Genomic DNA, 22,025 nt, shown 5'->3' with positions numbered 1-22,025 from the left:
AGCGCGCATCTGAGATATCGAGTGTTTGAATTTACTTAAAATAGTGTTGTTGGCTAATTCCAAAATGATAGTGGCTGCGTATAATAGCGGGCCTATGGTGAAGAAGAATGCAAAAAATAAAGGCGCGCAGCCGGCCACAATCGCCCGCAATAAGCGTGCTACCTTTGAATTTCGTTTCGATGAAAAAATCGAAGCGGGACTTTCGCTCATGGGTTGGGAAGTAAAATCGATCCGTGCAGGGAAAATCAATCTGTCAGAAAGCTTTGTGCAAATGAAAAATGGCGAAGCCTTTCTGCATAATTGTACCATCACGCCACTGAATACCGCTTCTACTCATGTTATCTGTGATCCAACACGGCCGCGTAAGCTGTTACTGAATCGCAGAGAACTCGACAGGCTGGCAGGTCAGGTTGAACGACAAGGTTATGCTATCGTGCCAATATCCATGTACTGGCGCAAAGGTGCGTGGGTAAAAGTAGAGATAGGTCTGGGTAAAGGTAAAAAGGCCCATGACAAACGCGAAGATATCAAACAGCGTGACTGGGCCATCGAAAAAGCCCGAATGATGAAAAAATAATTGTGGATTATCCATAAGTTGCTCGGATAACCAGCAAACAGGTGTAGCCTGCACTTGAAAACTTGGTGAACAACCACAATAAAGGTTACAATTGACAAATCTTGGGGGCGATTCTGGATTCGACGGGATTCGCGAAACTCCGGGAGCATGCCGAGGGGCGGTTGGCCTCGTTAAAAGCCGCAAAGTTATAGTTGCAAACGACGATAACTACGCTCTAGCCGCTTAATGCCGCTAGCCATCTACCACAGGTCTCGCACATGGGCAGTGGATTTGATGGTCACCTTACATCGTGCTAGCGAGGGAACCTTGTTTGGGGGTGAACCGCGAAACAGTACCAAACTCACCGTTTGAAATCCTGTCTTTCGGAGTTTAACCGGTTAAATAAAAGAGAGACTAAGCATGTAGGGCCCTGAATGTAGGTGTTCCGGACGCGGGTTCAAGTCCCGCCGCCTCCACCACCTTCCTAAAGGACTGATTCCATTACGGTTTCAGTCCTTTTTCTTTATCTGGAGCTGACACTTTTGTGCTACATTTTGTGCTACAGGAGTGCCGTTCATGCCGTCTATTCCAAGCTATCTGTATCAGCGAAATCATATCTGGTGATATAAGCAACGCCTCATCAACAGATGTACTGATTATGAGGTAATAGCCCAATTAAAAAAGCCCGGCAAATGCCGGGCAAATACTTCAGTAGCTAATTAAACGTTAAGAGGAAGGAATATCTAACAGATCAGTTTTGGTTTCTGCCAAGGCGCCGCTTATATTGATAGCCAGTTTCAATTGTCCGGCAACAGTTCCCAGTTGTTCCAAACTACCAGGTGTGAATTGGTATTTTCCAGCAGTATCCGTTGCACTTAGAGTGCCACTGCAGGTATCAGTGCTGTCACTGCAGGCAAAACGCACGCCTTTATGCCAAGGGATGGAAAATGCCGAAACCTGCGCACCAGGAATATTCAGGTACATAACGGTATAATTGCTACCCGCATCGGTAACGGGTGCGCCATCATTGGTAGTGAGTGAAAACGTCACAGCTTTACTTGTACTATCAATCTTGTCGACCACTATGTTAAGACTGGTCGCATCGTTGATAGATACATAACTCGGTTCGGGTGTTGGCGTTACATCAGTATCGTTATCATCCGAGCCACAGCCCCTAACGCTGCTAAGGCTGAGATTATGATTAGACTTTGATATTTCATCACCGCCTCCTAGTGGCAGTCGCTGCAGGTGAAACCTTCATGTGCCCCAGTCAGCCCCGCAGTGACATCATGTTCACTATGACAAGTTTGGCATTCCATCTGGGCGTTAACATCCGTAGCAAAGTAGGTGTCTGGCTCCCGTTTAGTGCTACTGTGACAAACAGCGCAATCGCTATTTCCGTCAGCTGCAATAGCCACATCCAACGTGTTATCCAAGGCTTTATTGAGGAAATCGACCGTAATATAGGCTATTTCCGCGGTAACTTGGGCACAACGCTCCAGTTTTGCCTGATGGCTAGTACCAAACTTACTTTGTTTAGACCAAAGGGTCACTGAGGTATGGCACAGGATCGATTTTGCCACCGACTGCCCAATCATATCGGCGGTCAGCAGTTCGCCGGCATCGGTTTTACGAGTAGGCGCACCAATAGCGCTCAAAAATTCGCTATCGCCGCGTGGCATAGAAGTGCTTTCATAATAATGATATACGGAACGAGTAACCTTAGTGCGGTCAACGCCCGCCAACATATTGATGGCCATTGCGGCCGCATTCACACAACCACATAAGGTGCCCCAACCGGCAACCCCACCGCCACCATAAACGGTAATATTGGTAGGTATTGCGGCAAATTTGCAGGCATCTTCGTGCCCTTGTGCTGCGAGTTCCTTGACGATGGCATCAAAGACCCCGTACATACAACCACCTTTGCCGTAGTCTTCATAGGCACGTTTTGCTACCGCGAGCGGATCAACTTTGACATAAGTCAGCAGGTTAGCCGCCAAATCACTGCTACCTTCACTGCCGATACCGATAGAGGTATCTCCTGGACAAGAATCTGCAGCCATAGCCGTTGCCATGATGCCCCCACCTGCAGCAACACTCACCAAGCCGATAATCTGCCCCATAGCCTGACGTCGATTTACGTTCATGTTCATCACCCCACATTAGTTATTTTGCAATTTATAGAAATGCGAATTGCAGATAATTAAAATAAATTAAATCAACTACTTACTGGCATATGCTAGATTAAATGCTTTGTTGTGGCGTAAATGTGATCAAATACGATTTATAGATGATTCATGAAAAAATCTTTAGAAGATTTTTTCATGTAATGAGGTAAATCAAACTCAGGTTTTTATCAGTACCTTGCTGTATCAAAAGATATGCCGCGATAACAGAAGGCAACGCAACAATAAGCAATTAACTTCTATACTTGGCTTAGCAGGGAACGACAGCTTAACAAGATGTTACATACCTGAGGGCTGAATGCATGACGAAAAGATCCAGCTTAAGGTCACAGTTGCTGCTCGCAGCTGCGCTAGCATGTTTTGCTATCCTATCGGCGCAGGTGATGATCCGTTACTGGTGGACCCTGCCACAGTTTTCACATTTGGCGCTGTATAATGACAGACTGGAGATCCAGCGATTCAAGGGCGTTTTGCAGATGCAGCTCAAGCGGCTACAGAACATTGCCTACGATAATGGTGTCTGGGATGAATCTTATCAAAAAGCCATGATTCAAGATCGCCAATGGTTTAAAGACAACTTTTTGCTTAAACCTTCATTTCAGCATTTGTCCATCAACGGGCTGTACTTTTACGACAGTCAACAGCAGCTTTTGGCAGGAATGAGCGTTGATAACAACCTGCAACCGATAGCAGTTGAGATGTTTTCTGCTCCGCAAGCCATAGCAACAGAGCTGTTGATAAGTACTGCAGACGTTCAACAAAATCAATTAATGCCTGTTGCAAAAACCAGCTTTATTACGGTTAACGGCAAACCTGCTGTAGCTATCAGCCAGAGCCTAGCACCCTCGTTAGAACAAGGCCCCAGTGCTGGCACTCTATTATTGTGGCGTTATCTGGACAACAATTTCATTGATGATTTGATGCTATCTATCAATAACGACATCCAGATTATTGCACCAGAGCAAATGACCAGTATTGCACCTTACGTCAGTGCTCTGCTGCATACGGATGAAATACAGGTTAAGCCTTGGAATAAGAACTTGTACCTAGGTGTCCTTGGCATGAACAACCAGCTGCTACTCATCTTTGCCATTCCCCAAAGCCCGAGACTATATGATGAAGCGCTATTCAATTCTGCCCTTACTGCTGGAATTGTCGTATCAGTGTTTACCCTGCTGCTACTCTACCTGTTTATCAGTCGGAAATTAGTCAGACCCATCCGCCATCTGCTGAAAACCATCAGCTATGTAAATTTCAGCAACGACTATTCCGCCAGAGCCAATCTGCAAGGCCATAATGAAATCCATAAACTGGGTCGACTGATTGACCAGATGTTTCAGTTAGTAGGTCAGCAGCAACAGAAACTCACGCAGAAAAATAGGACATTACAGGATCTGAGTAATACAGATGCCTTAACCGGACTCGCTAATCGCCGCTCTTTGGATGAATATCTGGCAATACTTCGCAGCACGGAAGCCAGCCGGAAACAACCACTCGCCATGTTGGTGATTGATGTGGACTTTTTTAAACGTTACAACGACTTTTATGGTCATGCCATGGGGGACAAAGTGCTGCAACAGGTAGCCATTGCCCTGCAAGAAAGCACCCACAGAGCGACAGATCTGGTATGTCGCTACGGCGGAGAGGAATTTGTACTCGTACTGGAAAACACTAGCAAAGAAGAAGCCTCGGTGGTTGCCGCCAACCTCTGTCAGGCCGTTGCCAAGCTAGCGATTCCGCATCAGATGTCAACCGCCAGCCCTGTGGTTACCATTTCGGTGGGACTTGCCACCAAACCTGCCGATACCATTATTGAATATGAAACCCTATTTGCCTGGGCCGATGCCGCACTTTATATTGCTAAAGACAATGGTCGTAACCGCTATGAAGTCGCTTAACACTGACAATAGTTCGTGGATTAACCGGGAACAAACGCCTGCTAGGCAAACATCAAGAGCACCTTAATAATTGCAATTATTCGAAATATTTATGCGAAATTTCGCCGTTGATTTAAAGTTTTTAGAACGTAGTATAAATAGCAACCGGGATCACTGCTAATCAGTATCATCACGGCAAGGATTCCAACCCATTAACACCGGCTGCAGAGATCACCGGTTAACGATACCAAAGAGGGAATATATGCATCTGTTGAAAAAAGTTACTTTGAGTGTTGCGTTTGCAGGTTTTGCTAGCCTGAGCGCTAGTGCCATGGCTGAAACATTCCAATTGGACCCTACTCACACCAGCGTAGTTGTGTCATGGAATCACTTTGGTTTTTCTAACCCAACCGCCAGCTTCAGCGATGTCACCGGCACATTGAACTTCGACGATGCCGATGCAAGCAAGTCAAAAGTCAGCGTAAAGATCCCAGTAAAAACTGTAGATACTCGGGTACCAGCGCTAACTAAAGAGTTTCTGGCGAAGGAATACTTTGATGCTGAAGGTCATCCAGAAGCAACTTTCGACAGCACTAAAGTGGTAAAGACCGCCACTAATGAATACGACGTTACCGGTAAACTGACCATCAAAGGTATTACCAAAGAAGTGGTATTGCACGCCAAGCTGAATAAAGAAGGTGAGCATCCAATGAAGAAAAAACCTACCGTAGGTTTTGATGCGACTACCGACATTAAACGTTCTGATTTTGATATGGGTCAGTACGTACCTTACGTTAGCGATGAAGTGACCATTCACATCACTACTGAAGCTAGCACCCTGTAAGTTTGTGAAACCGTTTTAAGAAGGCCGTCTGCTTCGTCCCTGCAGATGGTTTTCTTTTTTAGTGAAGTGAACTAATTCACCCGCGAGAATGATAGTTACACACCAGTTCATCCAACTGTTTTTGTTCCTGTAACTGTTGCTGCTTTTTAACCTCATCTGCTCGCCGTTCTAGCATATGTTGCAGCCCCAGATTAAAGCTTGCCTGTTGTAAGCAGGCTCGTTGCTGCAAGTGGTATTCTTGAGATGCTTCCATAACCCGTTGTTGTTGCTGTTCACAGAGCCGATGCATCTGGTTTTTGATATCGCCCATGTTCTGCAGATAAAGCGCCGAGCCGCCACCATTGACGGCTAGAGCATCCAGATGCTCTAGCAACTGTTCAAAACGGCTCTGTTCTAACTGCTGATGCTGTAATAACTGTTGGCGGCGACTCTGCATACGCTCAAATTTCTGCCGCTGTAATTCCAGATACTGATTAAGCGAACTCATTCACCAACTCCATTAACAGCTTACGACTGTCAGCATAAGCTGACTGTTCATTCAGCCCCTGGCATAAAAAGGCTTCGATAGCCGGGAAACGTTTCACCACGGCATCCAGCTCCGTATCCTCGCCCTTCTGATAGGCTCCGAGCGGAATAAGTTCTTGGATCTGCTGATAACGGCCATATAACCGCTTCAGCTTATAACAGGCGTTAAGATGTGCATCGCTCACTATCTGTGGCATCACACGACTGATAGAAGCGCCAATATCAATCGCCGGGAAGTGGCCCTGCTCGGCCAGAGAACGACGCAGCACGATATGACCATCTAGGATGGCGCGAGTACTATCGACGATGGGATCTTGTGGATCATCCCCTTCCGCCAGTACGGTATAAATGGCCGTCATACTGCCGCGGGAACTGTTACTGTTGCCGGAGCTTTCCACCAAGCTGGTGAGCTTACTGAATACTGATGGCGGATAACCTTTAGTTGCTGGTGGCTCGCCGAGAGACAAACCAATTTCCCGCTGGGCCTGGGCATAACGGGTCAGAGAATCCATCAGCAACAATACATTTTTGCCCTGATCGCGAAAATAGGCCGCAAGCTTATGGCTCAGTTCCGCCGCACGCTGGCGCAGTAAGGGGACTGATCCGCCGGTGCCGCAACGACAATGGCTTTTACGGCCTTCCGGCCCTAAGGCATTTTCAATAAAATCACGCACTTCCCAGCCGCGTTCACCAATCAATCCCACAATGACCACATCGGCGGCGGTATAGCGGGTCATCATGCCGAGCAGCTTACTTTTGCCGACGCCAGAGCCAGCAAACAAGCCAATACGCTGGCCTTTGCCCACGGTAAACAGGCCATTGAGCGCTCGGATCCCCACATCAAGCGGTTGCTCTACCCCGCGCCGTTGCATGGGGCTTAGATGTGGAGCATATAACGCTTGCCTTGGTGCATCTATCTCTCCGAGACCATCAATCGGGCGCATCAGACCATCGACAACGCGTCCCATTAACGAATCACCCACCGGCAATAGATCAGAATTTTCGGTCACCCGCACTTTAGCGCCAGCATAAAGCCCAGAAACGGCGGCCAATGGCATCAGAAACGCCTGTTCCTGATCAAAACCGATCACTTCGGCATCAAACCACTGCTGTTGACCTTCAACCTGGCAACGTTGCCCAAGCGACAGCCGACCACCTTGAACGGTCAATGTTAGGCCATTAATACTCAGCAAGCGCCCATAACTACTGAATTTATGGGGCGGGCGAATAGCTGCTGTCGCCAGTCGTAAGCGCTGTTGCCATTCAGTCTGCATCGGTCAATATCGGCTTTATCTGTTGTAAAATTTCGGACAAGCGCTGACGGAATGACAGTTGATGTAACTGTGCTTCACCTTCAAACTGCACCTGTCCTGCTGGCAAAGATTCATCCACCCGAAAAGGAATGCCATCGACTTCCGTCACCCCTTGATTCTTCAGCCACTGATTGTCGCTAGCGGCAACACTGATGGCGGTAATGATGTCACGCCCTTGCAGGGCTTCTAACGTGCTTTCAATAGCGGTGAGATAGGACTGAGGCTGTCCCGATAATTCGCTTTCAATGACCGTCTGCGCCAATTCGTGGATCAAAGTGTAAAGATCCTCGCTCAGCTGCGCCGCGTTGATACGGAGCTGTGACTTGACGCCGTTCATCAGTTGCGCCAACTGCTGGCGGTTATCGGCTTCTATGGTGAGCTTTTGCTGTTGCAATTGTTGCTGGCACTGCGCCTCCATCTCTGCTCTGAGTTCATCAGTTGCGCGCTGTCGCCCTTGCTGTTCACCTGCTAACCGACCATCACTAACACCTTTTTGATAGGCATCATCAAGCCGCTGCTGCAGTGTTAACTGCGACTCCTGCCGAACAACTGCCGGAAACTGGAACAGATCTGACATGTATTACCCCAGCACATCTTCCTGATAGAGCCGATAATCGATGGTGCCTTCACTCATCATCTGGCGAATGGTCTTCATGATCTCTGCACGAGCGTTTTCCACTTTTTTCACCGGTTGAGGTGCTAAGCCGTCAAGCTGCTGTTGGTAAACCTGTGCCAGACGTTTGGGTAATGCCTGCAGAATGGACTGAATAAATTCGGCTTTCGCGCCTTTAAGCGCCACAATCCACAGTTCATCAGAAATTTCATTCATCAACTGGGCACGCACGTCTTCGGTCTGCAAGGCGATGGTTTCGAAATCGAACATCCGTTCTTCAATCGCAATCGCCGTTTCTTTATCGTGCTGCCGCAACAGGGTAATAATCTCGGCCTTATTGCCGTTATAACGGTTAACAATCTCGGCAACTTTCTCAACGCCATCCACTCTGGCACCGGTTTGCTGACCAACGAACTCGATACAACGATCCAGCGCAAAACGTAAATCATCAATGATATGTTCGCTGACTTCACGCATGCCGGCGATACGGAATAGCAGATCTTCGTGGCGCTCTTGTGGCAGCAATGCCAGTACGGCGGAGCTCTGTTCTGGCGGTAGAAAAGCCAGGATCAGCGCCTGCATCTGTGCATGTTCCTGCTCCAGAAAACGGGCGATCAGTTCTGCTGGCACCCATTCCAGGCGACGTAACTCTTCAATTAACGTGACGCCATAGATATCATCAAGCATCCCGCGCGCCAGCTTACGGCCAACCGCTTTATCCAGGGCTTTTTCCAAGTAACGGCGTGACGCGCCACTGACACCACTTTCATTACGATAACTGTCAAAGAAATGCTGCAGCGTCTGGCTCATATCTTCTTGTGTAATATGGGCAATTTTTGCCATCCGTTCTGATAAAGCTTTCACTTCGCCCTTACCAAGCCGCCGGATCACATTGGCGGCGTTATCTTCCCCATGCTCAGTAATAAAATGGCTGCTTGGTCGAGTTCAGATAACTCTTTGACGAATTCAGGACTTGCTGGATTCAATTTCTATTCCCCGTTCTACCCAGGTTTTAATTACCGCAGTAACACGGTCTGATTCTTTATTAGCCAGGTATTGCATATGTGCTACCTGCTCTTCAAAAGTGCTCCGGCTTTGGGTAAAGCCATGGTGGGCATTTCATCCTCGGCGAGCGCTTTATCTTGAGGTTTAGAGCCATCCGCAGCGACCACCGCCGCCTGGGCTGGGGTTGCCGCATCAAAGTCGCTCTTATCGCCACTGCCACGTTGCTGTGCCAGTAACTGCGAACTCGGCTCACTATTTTGGCGCTTACCTTTAATCAGATGGCTCACCAGCGGTCGAACCCCAAAGAAAATCAATGCTAAGGCAATCAAGGTTCCAAACAGATAACGGGCATATTCCCGCATAATCGGCAACTGCCACCACGGAGTAGCGTCAACCGTGCCAGCAACATCTGCTTCAACAAACTGAAAACTGGAGATATTGAATTTGTCACCGCGGTCCGCATTGAAACCGGTGGCAGTGCGCACCATATTCCCTAGCGATGTCAGTCGTGCATCGGTCCAGCCGGTTTTACCTGCTGCGGCATCATTCACCAGCACTGACACACTCATCGATTTTAGCCGCCCGACTTCATAGCGGGTGTGTGTGACAGAACGACCATTATCAAATGTACGCTGCGCTTCTTGCTTCTGGCTGGTACGGCCATTGACATCGGGTTTTGCCTGTTGACCATTGGGGTTGGCAACTGGCGGATTATTTGCCAGTGACCCCGGAATACCCATGGCTAAATCGTCCTGAGAAGAACCGGTTTTGGTATTCTCTGACTTCACCACGGTATTTGGATCAAGCGTTTCCTTGGTTTCTTCAACGACGCTGAAATCCACATCGGCTGACACCTGAATACGGTAATTGCCTTCACCAACAATTGGCAACAGCATGATGGCGGCCCGCTGTTCGATATCTTGCTCCAGCTTATTGATAAATTGCAGTTTCTTGCTGGAGTCCTTGCCGACAGGAGAATCATCGAACAGTTCTGCGGTGAGCAATTCGCCTTTCTGATCGACCACAGATACAGAGCGCCGATCAAGGCCGGGAATGCTGCCCACCACCAGCCCAACGATAGCCTCGACTTGTTGCTGTTTCAGTTCATAGCCAGGGGCAAGGTCAATCATTACCGAAGCGCCGGGGAGTTCCTCTTTACGGCCGATAAACAGGCTGCGTTTAGGGATCGCCAAATGCACCCTCGCACTCTGGATGCCGGTCATATTCATGATGGTGCGCGCCAGTTCCCCTTCCAGGGCGTGCTGGTACTGTTTGGTTTCCATAAACTGGCTGGTGCCCATTTGCACCTTGCTGTTGATGCTATTCATGCCATCAGGCAGCGCCGCTTTGATGCCACGAGCGGCCAAGGTAATCCTAGCATCTGCCAATTTATCCTGTGGCACCATAATGTTGCCGGTATCGGTATCGATACGGAATTGAAACTTCTCTTTGTCGAGGATTTCCAAGATGCTGGCTTTATCGTAATGCTCCTGATTACCATAAAGCGGCACATAGTTTTTGGCCGAGGTCCATAAGATAATCACGATTGCCGCAGCTACCAGCGTTGCCAGTAGTGCGATGGACGCCAAGCTTCTATCACCACTCTGCGGCCAGCCAAACTTGCCTGACAGATTAACCACTTTCTCTTTTAATCCGCCATTACCCGCAAAATGTTCATCCTTGGTTGCCACTACACCCTTCATCAATCACCACCTACAGAGACATACGCATAACGTCGTCGATACTATCGAGAACCTTATTGCGTACTTCCATCAACATATTGAAACTAAGGCTGGCCTTCTGGCTGGTTACCATAGCCCCGACGACATCCTGAGACGCTCCGGTATCGACCGCTTGCATCATTTCCGATGCGAGATTCTGCTGGGCGTTAACATTTCTCACCACCTGCATAAAATCCTGCTGGATACCGTGATTATTCGCGGGAGCAATGGCTCCACTCTCGGCCACCTGTTCCATCTGATCCATACGGCTGAGCAAAAGGCTCTGCGTTGCTATTGGTTCCATGTTCAATGTACCTGTCTGTTATTCATGCTATGGCGTCAATATCGATGCCGTTTTCTCTCATTGCCGCCAGTTTGTATCGCAATGCTCGGGTGGTCATGCCCAATGCTTCGGCGGTACGGCTCCGATGCCCATTAAAACGTTGAAGTAAATCGTAGATATATTCGAATTCTGCCTGTTTACGCGTGTGTTGCAGACGTTTCCCTGGCGCTTCATCACGACTGAGCTGCAACAGTGGTAGCCCTAAGTCTTCGGCTTGCAGTTCCATACCGCGGGCCATCACCAGCGCCCGTTGGATCACATTTTCCAGTTCGCGCACATTGCCCGGCCAGTTGTAGCTCATCAGCACTTCCCGGGCCGCATCGCTGAGGTAATAGCGGTCTTCACCGTATTTACGGATGAAATACTGTGCCAGCGGGATCACATCGTCCATGCGTTGTCGCAATGCTGGCCAGCACAATGGCAAGACATCCAAGCGATAGTAAAGGTCTTCACGGAATGCGCCTTGACTGACCAACTCACGCAAATCTCGGTTGCAAGAAGCAATGACTCTGACATCCAGGCTAATCTTGCTGTGGCTGCCAAGCCGCTCCACTTCCCGTTCCTGCAACACACGCAGCAATTTACTCTGCAACTCCAAGGGCAACTCAGAGATTTCGTCCAGTAACAGGGTGCCGCCGTTAGCCAACTCAAATTTGCCAGCCGCAGAATTGACGGCTCCGGTATATGCGCCTTTGGCATAACCAAACAGCATGGCCTCGAGCATATTCTCAGGAATTGCCGCGCAGTTAACGGCCACAAAAGGCTTATCGCGCCGAGCTGACATCTGGTGAATAAACTGCGCCAGTTTTTCTTTGCCGGTCCCCGATTCACCTTGGATAAGAACAGTGGTGTTATTGGTCTGTGCTGCACGATTAGCGAGTCGCAACACTTTTTGGCTGGCCTGTGATACCGCCACCATATCCTTCATGTTTTTCAGCATGAAGCGCGCATTACGTACCGAGGTGAGCAGTTGGGCACAACTGAAAGGCCGCAACAGATAGTCAACGGCACCACAAGACAAAGCGTCGGAGGCCAGTTGGCTTTGAGAAGACTCGACGATCACCACTATCGGGGTGGACGGGAAACGATGATGGATATTTCGAACCCAGTCCTGAACAATATTCGGATAATTGACAAAATCAATAAATATAATTTCCGGCTGTTCAGTTAACCCATCAAGATAAAGGTCTTTTGCATGTTTTAAATATAATGATTCATCGCTGAAACAGGCAAGCTCATTAGCTTTTGGCTTTTTTCCTGACAGCCACAAGACACAATTATCTTTCATTGCTTTACTACTCCATTGTCCTTGCGGATTAGTCTTACTGATACCCTTCTGTTTAATTGTTGTTCATTGTCGTCATTATTAACTACAGGATAACGATTCCCATGGGCTCGCACTTCCAACAGCGAGGATTTTAAACCAAATTCAACTAATCTTGAGGCGATATCATCTGCCCGTTGTTGGGAAAGTTGCCGATTAGCGATACTATTTCCCACATTATCGGTATAGCCATCGACCAAAACTTTGCTAACGTGCCCATCTAATTGAATATAACGTACTAAATTTTTAAGTTTTTTAATGTCACGTTGCGAAGAAATATTTTTTTTGCCTTTTTCAAAGAAAAAATCATTTTCTCTGGCACTTTCCCATGAAATGGGTGCCATATCAGACAAACATTCACGAAAAGCGGTTACCGCTGATAAACCATGAGTATTAGTAAATATTATTTCTTTACTATTACCTTCCGAATTTAGTTCAAAATCAAGCCAATCACCGGCCGCTATCGCATCTAAAACTTCGCTGCCAATATTGTCATAAACTGATGAAAAATCATCTACATATCCATCATAGACAGGCTGATAATCCGCATTGTTGGTGATGTTCTTCCAGTCAGCTGGTTTAATTTTCACCTTGGCTGAAGCGATGGCTGTTTCTGGGGATTGTAGATTAAGAATTAATCGTGTTTTATATTCAGGCGTTCGAATAACGTACAATTCTGCTACGCCTTCTAAATTCTGGGATAAGGCGCATCTAAATTTATTTGACGTTATATTCCAAATTCCATTTTCATAAGCCTGTTGCCAGCGATCCTTAGCTGATACATTCGTTATCGTTATTGATGGCAGCATAAAAAGTGCTGGCACAATAACTCTCCAATACGAAAAAGACATTTCTATCCCATAACACTCACTGGCCAATAAAATATTTGTCCAATAAAGTTAAAAACAAGCGGAAGAAAGGCAGGCATTAAGCCAGAGATGATCTGCCGCTAAGTTAATGTAACCCCGCTATCATATTTGTGTAACAAACGTAGACCGGAAGCTTTGCGTCCCAGATTTTCATCTGGTTTGCCATTTAATTGTCTTAGCAATAATTCTGTAGCAAATTTACAGAACGCTGCATTTGTTGGGCTAAAGTATTATAAGCTAATCCAATAAGCAACATCCTTTCATAGTATTTTTACACTTTTTTTGTCATTGCCCTAAATAAAGACGTTTTTTTGACTCATCCTAATGCGCCTAACACATTTACCCTGACATTGTCAGGAACTTCATTGTAAGAAAGTACAACCAATGCATTATGTGTGAAGGTCTTCGCATATCGGGCCAATAAAGGACGCAATTGCGGGATCACCACCAATACCGGCGTGATCCCTTGCTTCTGCATCTCTTGCTGTACCACGGGCATCATCCGTTGAAACTGTTGTAGCAGATTGGGAGCCACCGGGAAGCTATCCAAGGCCACTTTCCCAGCCTGCATTGCCTGATTTAATGAACTTTGCAGCGTCTGTTCCAGCTTGCTGTCCAGACTATAAGCCGCCAGTTCATCGCGTTCGCCCATTAGCTGCCTGGTAATCGCCCGTTGCAGTGCACAACGCACATCGGCCGCCAGTAATATGGGATCTTTGGTGATGTCAGCGCTGTCAACTAAGGTACTGGCAACAGTCACCGCATCTTTTATCGACACCAACTCCCGTAACAGGTAGCGGAAAACCTTAAGTTGAATGCTTTCTGATAACACTTTTTCCAGCGTGGCCGCCAGCTCAGGCGCGACATCTTTCACACGCTTATTGAAATGCTTAACATCTTCAAACAGAAACAGCTCATCCAACGCACCTTTGATAACTTTGCCGGCATGCGTCGCGACAATCGTCGCCAGATCAACTACGGAATAGCCCATATTCAATGCGCGGGACTTATCTTCTGCTTTGATCCATACGGCGTTCAGACCATAAGCGGGATCGCGAGTAATTTCGCCATCGAGTTGTCCATAGACCTCTCCGGTATCCAGTGCCAACAGTTGCTGTGGTTTCAACGTCCCCCCGCCACTGGGACGCCTGACAGCAATATCCGGTATTCTTGAGGATTCAGCTTTAAATTGTCGCGGATCCGCACTTCAGGCAGCAAAAATCCCAGCTGCTCACACAAGGTCTTGCGGATACCACGCAGGGTGCTGATAAGCTCTTCCCCTTTCTCTTTTTCCGCCAGATACACCAGCATAAAACCCAGCTCGACGGAAATCCGATCGACATGGGGAATATCCTGCCAGCTAAGTGGTTGCTGACCTTCAGCAATAGTCTCTGTGAGCTTTTCGACCTGTGACAAGTCATCGGCAGGCGCCCGTTTATATAGCCGCCACGCCACATAGAACAGTACTAAGCCAAAACTACCAAAGGCCAGTATCGGCATACCTGGCACGATGCCAAGCACTATCATGATACCGGCAGCGGTGGCGACGACTTTAGGCGATGCCAGCAGCTGTCCACCGACGGCCTCTGACATATCCTCATCATCGTTCATGCGGGTAACTATGATGGCAGACGCCACCGCCAGCAGCAGCGATGGGATCTGGGCGACCAAACCATCACCTATAGTGAGCAGTGCAAAGCGCTGAAAGGCTTCCCCATGCTCAAATCATGCTGGAACACCCCGATACTGACACCACCGATCAAGTTGATCACCAGGATGATTAATCCGGCAATCGCATCACCACGCACATATTTAGAGGCACCATCCATCGAGCCGTAAAAATCGGCTTCCCGAGAGACTTCTATGCGGCGGGCTTTGGCTTGTTCTGGTCCAAGCAGCCCAGAGTTGAGATCGGCATCAATGGCCATCTGCTTACCGGGCATGGCGTCCAGTGTAAAGCGAGCAGCAACCTCAGAAATACGTTCGCCACCTTTGGTGATCACCACGAAGTTCATCACCATCAAGATGGCGAACACCACGATACCCACAACATAGTTGCCGCCGATAACCACTTCACCAAACGACTGGATCACGCGTCCGGCAACATCTGCGCCTTCATGGCCGTGGAGCAATACCACACGCGTTGATGCCACATTCAACGTCAGGCGCATCAGGGTGGCAACCAGCAAAATGGTGGGAAATGCTGAAAAATCTAGCGGTTTACGACTAGAAACTGCCACCAGCAACACCATAATGGACAGGACAATATTGAAGGTAAACAGCGTGTCCAGCACCCAGGATGGCAATGGCAGGATCACCATTGCTAGGATAGCCAGCAACAAAATCGGAATTGCAGTATAAGGTCTGGTGAGGTTACGCCAGTTCAATTGTCTTCTCCAACGTATTAATTCTTAGCTAAATTCTTGGGAATTTTCAGTTCAGGTATCGGTGCGGGTTTGCTGCCACGCCCGGCCTTATAAGCCTTCAGTTGCACCACATAAGTCAACACGTAGGCGACCGCGGTATACAGTACTGCGGGCACTTCCTGATCCACCCGAGTTGACCAATAAATCGCCCGCGCTAGTGCCGGGATCTCCAGAATTTCCTTTTGATGTTGCGTCCCAATGGCACGAATACGCAACGCCATTTCATCAACCCCTTTGGCTACCACATACGGTGCCTTGGCATCCTTTTCAGAGTAACGTAATGCCACCGCAAAATGGGTAGGGTTAGTGATGATCACATCGGCCTTGGGCACTCGCTCCTCAATGCGGCGACGAGCAAACTGGTATTGGATCTGCCGAATACGGTTCTTGATCAGAGGGTTACCATCAGAAGTTTTGCGCTCTTCTTTCACTTCTTGACGGGTCATCTTGACCTTGTCCATCACGCTTTTGTACTGAAACGGAATATCAATCGCCGCCACTAACAGCAATAGCGTTGCCATTAACAGCAGCGTCAGAAATAACAGTTGTAGCCCCTCATGCACAGATATCTGTAACGGCTGACTCTGCAAAGCCACCAGACGCTTAGCGAGCTGCAACAAAAATGCGATCATACAGCCCATCAATAAACAGATCTTGATGATCGACTTTAACAACTCCTGCAGACTGCTCTTGCCCATGATCTTGGAGAGCCCTTTGAGGGGACTCAGTCTGCTACCTTTAAATGCCAACAGGCTCCACGAAAAAATAATACCGCCAGGCAACGAGGCGGCTATCCACATAGCCACAAAAATCGCCGTTAGCATTGGCACTAGCGTTTTTAGCATCTCAAGCAATGCCGCCGACAAAGTTAACTCCATTTGCCGGGTGTCATGCAGCAAGGACTGATCCAACTGCATGGCTTGCCGCATAACAATCAGAAACATCTGCATCAAGCCATCGGCAAACCATAAAAATGCAGCAATACCGATCATCATCAGCACCGCCGTATTCAGTTCTCGGGATCTGGCGACCTGCCCTTCTTTACGCGCTTCCCTAAGGCGTCGCTCGGTGGGTTTTTCGGTACGTTCCTGTGAGCTATTGTTATCAGCCATCGCTATTCCATCAACTGCCGCATCACGTTGAGAGCCTCAAACAACAGATTGGAAAATACGCTGCCCGCCTGAGCGAAAGTCAGGTATACCACCATAAAGCCCAGCAACAGTGTCACCGGGAAACCAAAGGTAAACAGGTTCAGCGAAGGTGCTGAGCGGCTGGCGATACCAAACGTCATATTGACCAATAACATTGCGATTACCGCTGGCAAAGCCACCACCAGCGCAGACGCAAAAATCCAACCAAACATACTGATCACAGAGGCAAAATTCAGCTCATACAGGCTGTGCCCTACGGGCCATAGCTGGAAACTATCCACCAGCATCTGCAATCCCAGCAGATGTCCATTCAAGGCAAAAAACAGCAACACCATCATTAACCACAACAGATTGCCGAGCAGCGATACTTGATTACCAGATCCTGGGTCCATCACAATTGCCATCGACAACCCCATCTGCATCGACAGAATAAGGCCGGCCTGCGTAAACACCTCAAACAACATGCGCATCACCAGTCCCATGATCAATCCAAACAGGATCTGCTCGATTGCCAATGCCACCATGGAGAGTGAAAAGGGATCCACATCCGGGGTTGCGGGGATTTGTCCAGCTAACGCAAACGCCAAAAAAAACGCCAATAAAATCCGAGTTCTTACGGGTAATGCGGGGTTATCCATTACTGGCATCGCCCAGAAAAATGCCGACAACCGTACAAAAGGCCACCAGATAGTGCCTAAAAGATGCAAGACATCACTACCGGTAACCGAAATCAGCGATGTCATCCGAAAACACCTGGGATCAACTGCGCTAAACGGGCAAACCAGTCAGTTAATGTTTCTAGCATCCAGTGGCCCGCAAAGATAAGCACCAGCAAAGTTGCTAACATACGCGGCAGAAATGTAAGTGTTTGCTCCTGTACTGAGGTCGCGGTTTGGATGATAGCAACCACTATCCCCACAACTAAGCCTGGCGTGATAACAACCAGTAATATCTTGATGATAGTGACTACGGCATCACCAATAAGTTGTACTGCCAGTTCCGGGCTCACCAGTTAGCTCCAAAAGTTGCCGCCAGAGTGCCCGCGACCATCGACCAACCATCTGCCAGCACAAATACCATCAACTTGAAAGGTAAACTGATGATCAGCGGTGACAACATCATCATCCCCATCGACATCAAGACACTGGCCACCACCAGATCGATAATCAGAAACGGAATAAACAGCATAAAGCCAATCTGGAACGCCGTTGTCAGCTCACTTAACAAGAAAGCAGGGACTAACACATCCAGCGGCACGTCTTCGGGTTTCAGATTGCTGGGCTCACCAGCGATTCTGAGCACTTGCTGCATCTCATTTTCACGGGTTTGCGCCAGCATGAATTTACGCACCGGCACCGCCGCCCGTTCGAGCGCCTGTTCGGTGGTGATCTGCTCGCTTTGCAATGGTTTATAAGCGTTTTGGTAGATGTCCTGCCACACTGGCCGCATGATCAGCATGGTGAGCATCAAGGCGATGCCAATCAATACGCGATTAGGAGGACTTTGCTGTAATCCCAAGGCTTGCCGCAAAATTGCCAGTACGATAATGATCCGGGTAAAGGAGGTCGCCGCCATTAAAATGCCCGGCAGCAGCGTCAGCAGCGACATCAACAACAGGATCTGTAACTTGACGTTATAGTCCTGTCCGTCTGCGGTATTATGCAGTGAAAACAAAGTCACATCTTGAGCGCTGACAGCGAATGACCATGCCAGCCCCAGCAGTAACAACCCACTACGTATGACAGTTTTACTCATCGGCAACGGTTTCATCAGCCGCAGGCTGTGGTAAAAGCGGATACCGTAATGGCCATCAACCATGACCACTTCTGCCTTAGCAAAAGCAACACCGTTCACCATTACATCCAGTGGTTCTCCCGCCGCCTTGTCCAATGGCAATACATCACCGTCATGGACTTTACTGAGTTCCCCCAGTGTCAGCTCTGTGCTAGCGACTTCCAGCGTGATAGTCAGCGGTACATCGCGGAAAAAGTCATATCAGCCGCAAGCGCTTTTGCCTGAGAGACTTCACCATCGGCAAATTCATCAATATCCAGTGCATCCAGTTCCGCCAATGCCGCATCCAAATTATCTGTCATATGTGTCACTCTTGTGTTTGTGTTACCTGAAATGCCAACTGCCCATCTTCCTGAGCTACTTTTCCTGAAAACAGTTGCTTACCGCCGAGTCTGAAACTGGCCGAATCCTGTAGTGACATGGGCATGAACTCCCCTTGTAACAGCTGTTGTAGCTGTCTGACATTGACCTTTTTTCAGCCATCACTACCCGACCACGCACCAAAAATTTTTGCCACTGTGTTTGTAATAGCGGCTGTTCTGACGCTGTAGCCACCGCTGGGCCATCAGCCACTTGCGGGAACATACTCACTGGCAGGCTCAAGAACCAACTGATCACATCGTCGTCCAACACGATCCGGACTTTGATAATGAGATAAGAAAATGGTTTAAGCTCTTGCACTTGCTTCAGTGGCTCGGCCATCGGCAAGCTTTTTGGTCGCAGATATATTCCTGAATACTGCCCAATAAGCGATTAAAGGTCCGGGTCGCAATGCGCAGTTCGGTGACCGTCAACTCGCTACGGGATTCCTCCAGCTTACTCACCTTGCCACCCAGGCATAAATCGGCCAGATGTTGCACCGCCATATGATCTAACGTCATATAAGCTTTCGCGTTGTTAGCCGCTGGCAACTCACAACTCATCATCAGCTTACTGGCTTCTGCACTCAGAAAATCTGTGCCCCATCCCTGACATAGTGCCAGTTCTACCTCAAAGCTCAGGCCGCTGATCAACTGTGATAAGGCGTTCTGTAATACATCTCTTAGCTCTGTTTTAGACTCACTGAAAGCCTTGGCAGCCCGCTGCTGACAGCGCTGGTCGCGGGTCAGCGGAAATACCTGCAACATGGCAGCACTTTCGCCACTGATAAGTCCACGGGGTTTCTTTTTCTTACTCAAGCTCGCTGTCCTCCGCTTCAGACATTTTGGCTTTGCTGCGTTTCGATCTCACTTTGTCCTGCATCAACATGCCGGCAACTTTTAATACCCGTCGACGCTTGCTGTCGGTTTCGCGCCGCCAGTCAATACCAATAAACTGCAATCTTTCACTGACCTGGCGCCGATACACAATTCGCCCCTTGATCCGAATAGTGCTGGCGATTTCCACGATGAGCCGACTGGGAATTTTCTTATCCAGCGGCACCAATAAGCCCGCACCGCCCAGCCCGACATCTTTCATGATGGCGTTACAGACGTACCATTCAATCACCAGTGGCCAGTACAATTGCACCGCAATGCCATCATGCTGTTCATCTGTTGGTGTCAGTTCTTTAGTCAGATCGTGACGTTTGAAAATACGGTCATTACTCGTTCGCGTCATCGCTGCATTTCACTCATTCTGGTTACTGGCTGATTGGCCTGAGCTTTATTAGCAGCATCGACAACGGCAGGTGCCGCTTTATCGCTGGGCGCCGTTGATGAAAACAACTCATTAAGCTGTTTTTCGGCTTTGGGCGTGAGGATCAACAACTCGACCCGGCGATTTTCGCTGCTGGTTTTATTCTCTGTGTTCAGTAAGCGGGTTGAAGCAAAAGCATTCACTTGCTCGACGCGTTCGGCCGGCATTCCCCGGCTTCCAACAATCGTCTGGCCTGAAGTGCTCTGGCGGCAGACAATTCCCAGTTGCTATAAGCGCTGCTGCTATAAGAGGTGATATCGGTGTGACCAGAGATGATCACCTGATTGCGCACTTTTTGAAAGACGGAGCCAAGACTAAACAACAGATCTTCAAAAAACGGCGTCATGTCGACTTCACCACGCGGAAACATCTGATGATGACGATCATCTTTGATGATCACCCGCAATCCAGAAGGAATAACTTCTACCAACAGGTTAGTTTCGGCCTGTTTTTTCTCGGCAATATCTTGAAAATTCTGTAATAACAGGCTCAATTCCTCTGCCGTGGCAAAGGTGCCATCGATCATTGAATTAAGTTGTTTACCTTGCCCGGCGGCGGGGTCTAACTTGCCTTTGGGGACACTCAGGTATTCCGACATGCCAGGCATGGGATTATCCGGTGGCAAGCGATTTGGTGCTTCACTGTCGATGATAGAAGGCGAGCCACCTAAATCGACCGGGTAAGGACTATTTTGTGGCTCAAAGAAGTTAGGGCTACCATCAAACACCGAATGGGTACGCATATAGTGGGCTAACTGTGAACGCTCCTGTTTGCTAGAAACCTGCATCAACCACATCACCATAAAGAAAGCCATCATCGCTAACGTGAAATCAGCAAAAGCAACTTTCCAGGCGCCGCCATGCTTACCGCCATGGTCACCCCGGCGTTGTTTACGCACAACAATCTGAGTTTCACCGTTATTCATGCTTAGGCCGCCCTGTTGTTAATCCATTCTTCCATCATATTGAATGTGGGTTTGACTTCCTCATTGATTAACTTGCGTCCGGCATCGGTAGCGACGATAGCAACATGCCCCTTGGCATGGGCAACCAACATAGCGCGAACACATTCAAAAATGGCGATTCTCTTTTTCACGTATTGTTCCATTGATGAGGCCAGTGGTCCCATCAGGCAATAACAGCCAAAGATCCCCAGGAAAGTCCCCACCAGTGCGGCAGCAACGTGCAAACCAATATTGCCCATTGGCCCATCCAGATGTTGCATGGTAATGATGATCCCCCCAACCGCTGCCAAAATCCCGAACCCAGGCATGGCTTCAGCAACCGAGGCTAACGACTGCGAAGGTTTTAGTTTCTGCTCTTCCAAATAGGCAATCTCTTGATCCAACATATTGTCAAAGTCATGAGCAGAAATTTTCCCCATGCTAAACAAACGCAGGTTATCGCAGATAAAGGTGACGAGATTGGGGTATTCATTCACTGATGGATAGGCCAAGAAAATGGAGCTGGTTTCAGGATTTTCAACATGTTCATCCAAATCCTTCAAGCCGCGAGTTCTGGCCAGATCTAATAAGGCATACATCAACATCAACAGATCCTGATACAGCTTGCTTTGATCCTTGGGCGCTTTAAATTGGTACTTGAGCTGTGCCAGCATTTCCTTCAATACATGCTTGGAGTTACCCACCACCAGAGCGCCGATGGCCGCACCAAAAATAATGATCATTTCAGCGGGCTGCCATAAAGATGCCACATTGCCGCCGGCAAACATAAAGCCACCGACAACCGTGCCTAATACAATGACCAATCCGACAAATTTCTGCATAGCTCTCTTGCCC

The 22,025-nt window shown here is 48.4% G+C and carries 23 protein-coding genes, 1 other RNA gene, 2 pseudogenes and 1 riboswitch; of the genes and pseudogenes, 4 read left to right on the top strand and 22 right to left on the bottom strand.

Features of this window, described 5'->3' with window-relative positions; genetic code table 11:
• Nucleotides 1–94 precede the first annotated feature (94 nt).
• Together smpB and ssrA are read left to right on the top strand one after the other, a co-directional pair.
• A complete protein-coding gene (gene smpB, locus KHX94_RS16235) occupies nt 95–577 on the top strand; it encodes an SsrA-binding protein SmpB (RefSeq protein ID WP_213681412.1) in 483 nt (160 codons plus the stop codon).
• Between the two features lie 103 nt (nt 578–680).
• Nucleotides 681–1,035, top strand: a transfer-messenger RNA (tmRNA) gene (ssrA, locus tag KHX94_RS16230).
• 247 nt (nt 1,036–1,282) lie between these two features.
• Here ssrA and KHX94_RS16225 read toward each other — a convergent pair.
• Nucleotides 1,283–1,606: a hypothetical protein gene (locus KHX94_RS16225; protein WP_213681411.1), complete on the bottom strand. Its 324-nt coding sequence runs from the start codon at nt 1,604–1,606 to the stop codon at nt 1,283–1,285.
• 179 nt (nt 1,607–1,785) lie between these two features.
• Nucleotides 1,786–2,706: a C-GCAxxG-C-C family (seleno)protein gene (locus KHX94_RS16220; RefSeq protein ID WP_213681410.1), complete on the bottom strand. Its 921-nt coding sequence runs from the start codon at nt 2,704–2,706 to the stop codon at nt 1,786–1,788.
• Nucleotides 2,707–3,047: 341 nt separating this feature from the next.
• On the opposite strand from KHX94_RS16220, the gene KHX94_RS16215 reads away from it, so the two are divergent.
• Both KHX94_RS16215 and KHX94_RS16210 read left to right on the top strand, forming a co-directional pair.
• Nucleotides 3,048–4,643 carry a sensor domain-containing diguanylate cyclase gene (locus KHX94_RS16215; RefSeq protein ID WP_213681409.1) on the top strand — a complete coding sequence of 532 codons (1,596 nt, stop codon included), beginning with the start codon at nt 3,048–3,050 and terminating at the stop codon, nt 4,641–4,643.
• Nucleotides 4,644–4,884: 241 nt separating this feature from the next.
• Nucleotides 4,885–5,466: a YceI family protein gene (locus KHX94_RS16210; protein ID WP_213681408.1), complete on the top strand. Its 582-nt coding sequence runs from the start codon at nt 4,885–4,887 to the stop codon at nt 5,464–5,466.
• Between the two features lie 76 nt (nt 5,467–5,542).
• Here KHX94_RS16210 and KHX94_RS16205 read toward each other — a convergent pair whose 3' ends face one another.
• From KHX94_RS16205 to motA, 20 genes and pseudogenes are all read right to left on the bottom strand, one after another.
• On the bottom strand, nt 5,543–5,953 hold the full coding sequence (locus tag KHX94_RS16205; protein ID WP_213681407.1) for a hypothetical protein: 411 nt from the start codon (nt 5,951–5,953) through the stop codon (nt 5,543–5,545).
• Nucleotides 5,940–7,265 carry a FliI/YscN family ATPase gene (locus tag KHX94_RS16200; RefSeq protein WP_244859205.1) on the bottom strand — a complete coding sequence of 442 codons (1,326 nt, stop codon included), beginning with the start codon at nt 7,263–7,265 and terminating at the stop codon, nt 5,940–5,942. The genes KHX94_RS16205 and KHX94_RS16200 overlap by 14 nt, the downstream gene beginning before the upstream one ends.
• A complete protein-coding gene (locus KHX94_RS16195) occupies nt 7,255–7,881 on the bottom strand; it encodes a FliH/SctL family protein (RefSeq protein ID WP_213681406.1) in 627 nt (208 codons plus the stop codon). The genes KHX94_RS16200 and KHX94_RS16195 overlap by 11 nt, the downstream gene beginning before the upstream one ends.
• A 3-nt stretch (nt 7,882–7,884) precedes the next feature.
• On the bottom strand, nt 7,885–8,781 hold the full coding sequence (locus KHX94_RS16190) for a FliG C-terminal domain-containing protein (protein ID WP_244859204.1): 897 nt from the start codon (nt 8,779–8,781) through the stop codon (nt 7,885–7,887).
• Nucleotides 8,782–8,984: 203 nt separating this feature from the next.
• Nucleotides 8,985–10,625 (bottom strand): flagellar basal-body MS-ring/collar protein FliF, encoded by a 1,641-nt coding sequence (gene fliF, locus KHX94_RS16185; RefSeq protein ID WP_244859203.1) that lies wholly within the window; start codon nt 10,623–10,625, stop codon nt 8,985–8,987.
• A gap of 10 nt (nt 10,626–10,635) precedes the next feature.
• Nucleotides 10,636–10,947, bottom strand: coding sequence for a flagellar hook-basal body complex protein FliE (gene fliE / locus KHX94_RS16180; RefSeq protein ID WP_213681405.1), 312 nt, complete (start codon nt 10,945–10,947; stop codon nt 10,636–10,638).
• Between the two features lie 22 nt (nt 10,948–10,969).
• Nucleotides 10,970–12,274, bottom strand: a complete 1,305-nt coding sequence (locus tag KHX94_RS16175; protein ID WP_213681404.1) for a sigma-54-dependent transcriptional regulator — start codon at nt 12,272–12,274, stop codon at nt 10,970–10,972.
• The gene (locus tag KHX94_RS16170; protein ID WP_213681403.1) at nt 12,271–13,134 is read right to left on the bottom strand and encodes an OmpA family protein; all 864 of its coding nucleotides are present in this window, start codon (nt 13,132–13,134) and stop codon (nt 12,271–12,273) included. Before KHX94_RS16170 ends, KHX94_RS16175 begins: the two co-directional genes overlap by 4 nt.
• 131 nt (nt 13,135–13,265) lie before the next feature.
• Nucleotides 13,266–13,353: riboswitch (cyclic di-GMP riboswitch) on the bottom strand.
• Between the two features lie 142 nt (nt 13,354–13,495).
• Nucleotides 13,496–15,566 (bottom strand): annotated as a pseudogene (locus KHX94_RS16165) (flagellar biosynthesis protein FlhA).
• Nucleotides 15,567–15,583: 17 nt separating this feature from the next.
• Nucleotides 15,584–16,717, bottom strand: coding sequence for a flagellar biosynthesis protein FlhB (gene flhB / locus KHX94_RS16160; protein WP_213681402.1), 1,134 nt, complete (start codon nt 16,715–16,717; stop codon nt 15,584–15,586).
• A gap of 2 nt (nt 16,718–16,719) precedes the next feature.
• Entirely contained in the window at nt 16,720–17,499 is a 780-nt protein-coding gene (gene fliR / locus KHX94_RS16155) for a flagellar biosynthetic protein FliR (RefSeq protein ID WP_213681401.1), read from the bottom strand.
• Entirely contained in the window at nt 17,496–17,765 is a 270-nt protein-coding gene (locus tag KHX94_RS16150; RefSeq protein ID WP_213681400.1) for a flagellar biosynthetic protein FliQ, read from the bottom strand. The genes fliR and KHX94_RS16150 overlap by 4 nt, the downstream gene beginning before the upstream one ends.
• On the bottom strand, nt 17,762–18,688 hold the full coding sequence (fliP, locus tag KHX94_RS16145; protein ID WP_244859462.1) for a flagellar type III secretion system pore protein FliP: 927 nt from the start codon (nt 18,686–18,688) through the stop codon (nt 17,762–17,764). Before fliP ends, KHX94_RS16150 begins: the two co-directional genes overlap by 4 nt.
• Nucleotides 18,689–18,723: 35 nt before the next feature.
• Entirely contained in the window at nt 18,724–18,852 is a 129-nt protein-coding gene (locus tag KHX94_RS21235; protein WP_280529585.1) for a hypothetical protein, read from the bottom strand.
• A 5-nt stretch (nt 18,853–18,857) separates the two neighbouring features.
• Nucleotides 18,858–19,010 (bottom strand): annotated as a pseudogene (locus tag KHX94_RS21555) (hypothetical protein); the annotation flags it as partial.
• 226 nt (nt 19,011–19,236) lie between these two features.
• The gene (locus tag KHX94_RS16130) at nt 19,237–19,728 is read right to left on the bottom strand and encodes a hypothetical protein (protein ID WP_213681399.1); all 492 of its coding nucleotides are present in this window, start codon (nt 19,726–19,728) and stop codon (nt 19,237–19,239) included.
• Complete coding sequence (locus KHX94_RS16125) at nt 19,721–20,149, bottom strand: hypothetical protein (protein WP_213681398.1); 429 nt, start codon at nt 20,147–20,149, stop codon at nt 19,721–19,723. Before KHX94_RS16125 ends, KHX94_RS16130 begins: the two co-directional genes overlap by 8 nt.
• On the bottom strand, nt 20,146–20,394 hold the full coding sequence (locus KHX94_RS20685; protein WP_244859202.1) for a hypothetical protein: 249 nt from the start codon (nt 20,392–20,394) through the stop codon (nt 20,146–20,148). Before KHX94_RS20685 ends, KHX94_RS16125 begins: the two co-directional genes overlap by 4 nt.
• Complete coding sequence (locus tag KHX94_RS16120) at nt 20,367–21,152, bottom strand: flagellar motor protein MotB (RefSeq protein ID WP_244859201.1); 786 nt, start codon at nt 21,150–21,152, stop codon at nt 20,367–20,369. The genes KHX94_RS20685 and KHX94_RS16120 overlap by 28 nt, the downstream gene beginning before the upstream one ends.
• Nucleotides 21,153–21,154: 2 nt before the next feature.
• Nucleotides 21,155–22,012, bottom strand: coding sequence for a flagellar motor stator protein MotA (motA, locus tag KHX94_RS16115; protein WP_213681397.1), 858 nt, complete (start codon nt 22,010–22,012; stop codon nt 21,155–21,157).
• Between the last annotated feature and the right edge of the window lie 13 nt (nt 22,013–22,025).

Origin of the sequence: Shewanella dokdonensis (assembly GCF_018394335.1) — a bacterium.
Taxonomy (GTDB): domain Bacteria; phylum Pseudomonadota; class Gammaproteobacteria; order Enterobacterales; family Shewanellaceae; genus Shewanella; species Shewanella dokdonensis.
Note: the sequence above shows the minus strand (reverse complement) of the source record. Positions and strands in the feature narration are given on the sequence as shown.

Coding starts and splice junctions, on each gene's coding strand:
- KHX94_RS21235 (WP_280529585.1), bottom strand. CDS start 18,852: ATGACAGATAATTTGGATGCGGCATTGGCGGAACTGGATGCACTGGAT.
- fliF (WP_244859203.1), bottom strand. CDS start 10,625: ATGAAGGGTGTAGTGGCAACCAAGGATGAACATTTTGCGGGTAATGGC.
- KHX94_RS16120 (WP_244859201.1), bottom strand. CDS start 21,152: ATGAATAACGGTGAAACTCAGATTGTTGTGCGTAAACAACGCCGGGGT.
- motA (WP_213681397.1), bottom strand. CDS start 22,012: ATGCAGAAATTTGTCGGATTGGTCATTGTATTAGGCACGGTTGTCGGT.
- KHX94_RS16210 (WP_213681408.1), top strand. CDS start 4,885: ATGCATCTGTTGAAAAAAGTTACTTTGAGTGTTGCGTTTGCAGGTTTT.
- KHX94_RS16215 (WP_213681409.1), top strand. CDS start 3,048: ATGACGAAAAGATCCAGCTTAAGGTCACAGTTGCTGCTCGCAGCTGCG.
- KHX94_RS20685 (WP_244859202.1), bottom strand. CDS start 20,394: ATGCCGGCCGAACGCGTCGAGCAAGTGAATGCTTTTGCTTCAACCCGC.
- fliR (WP_213681401.1), bottom strand. CDS start 17,499: ATGACATCGCTGATTTCGGTTACCGGTAGTGATGTCTTGCATCTTTTA.
- KHX94_RS16195 (WP_213681406.1), bottom strand. CDS start 7,881: ATGTCAGATCTGTTCCAGTTTCCGGCAGTTGTTCGGCAGGAGTCGCAG.
- KHX94_RS16220 (WP_213681410.1), bottom strand. CDS start 2,706: ATGAACGTAAATCGACGTCAGGCTATGGGGCAGATTATCGGCTTGGTG.
- KHX94_RS16175 (WP_213681404.1), bottom strand. CDS start 12,274: ATGAAAGATAATTGTGTCTTGTGGCTGTCAGGAAAAAAGCCAAAAGCT.
- KHX94_RS16125 (WP_213681398.1), bottom strand. CDS start 20,149: ATGACGCGAACGAGTAATGACCGTATTTTCAAACGTCACGATCTGACT.
- flhB (WP_213681402.1), bottom strand. CDS start 16,717: ATGGCTGATAACAATAGCTCACAGGAACGTACCGAAAAACCCACCGAG.
- fliE (WP_213681405.1), bottom strand. CDS start 10,947: ATGGAACCAATAGCAACGCAGAGCCTTTTGCTCAGCCGTATGGATCAG.
- smpB (WP_213681412.1), top strand. CDS start 95: ATGGTGAAGAAGAATGCAAAAAATAAAGGCGCGCAGCCGGCCACAATC.
- KHX94_RS16205 (WP_213681407.1), bottom strand. CDS start 5,953: ATGAGTTCGCTTAATCAGTATCTGGAATTACAGCGGCAGAAATTTGAG.
- KHX94_RS16200 (WP_244859205.1), bottom strand. CDS start 7,265: ATGCAGACTGAATGGCAACAGCGCTTACGACTGGCGACAGCAGCTATT.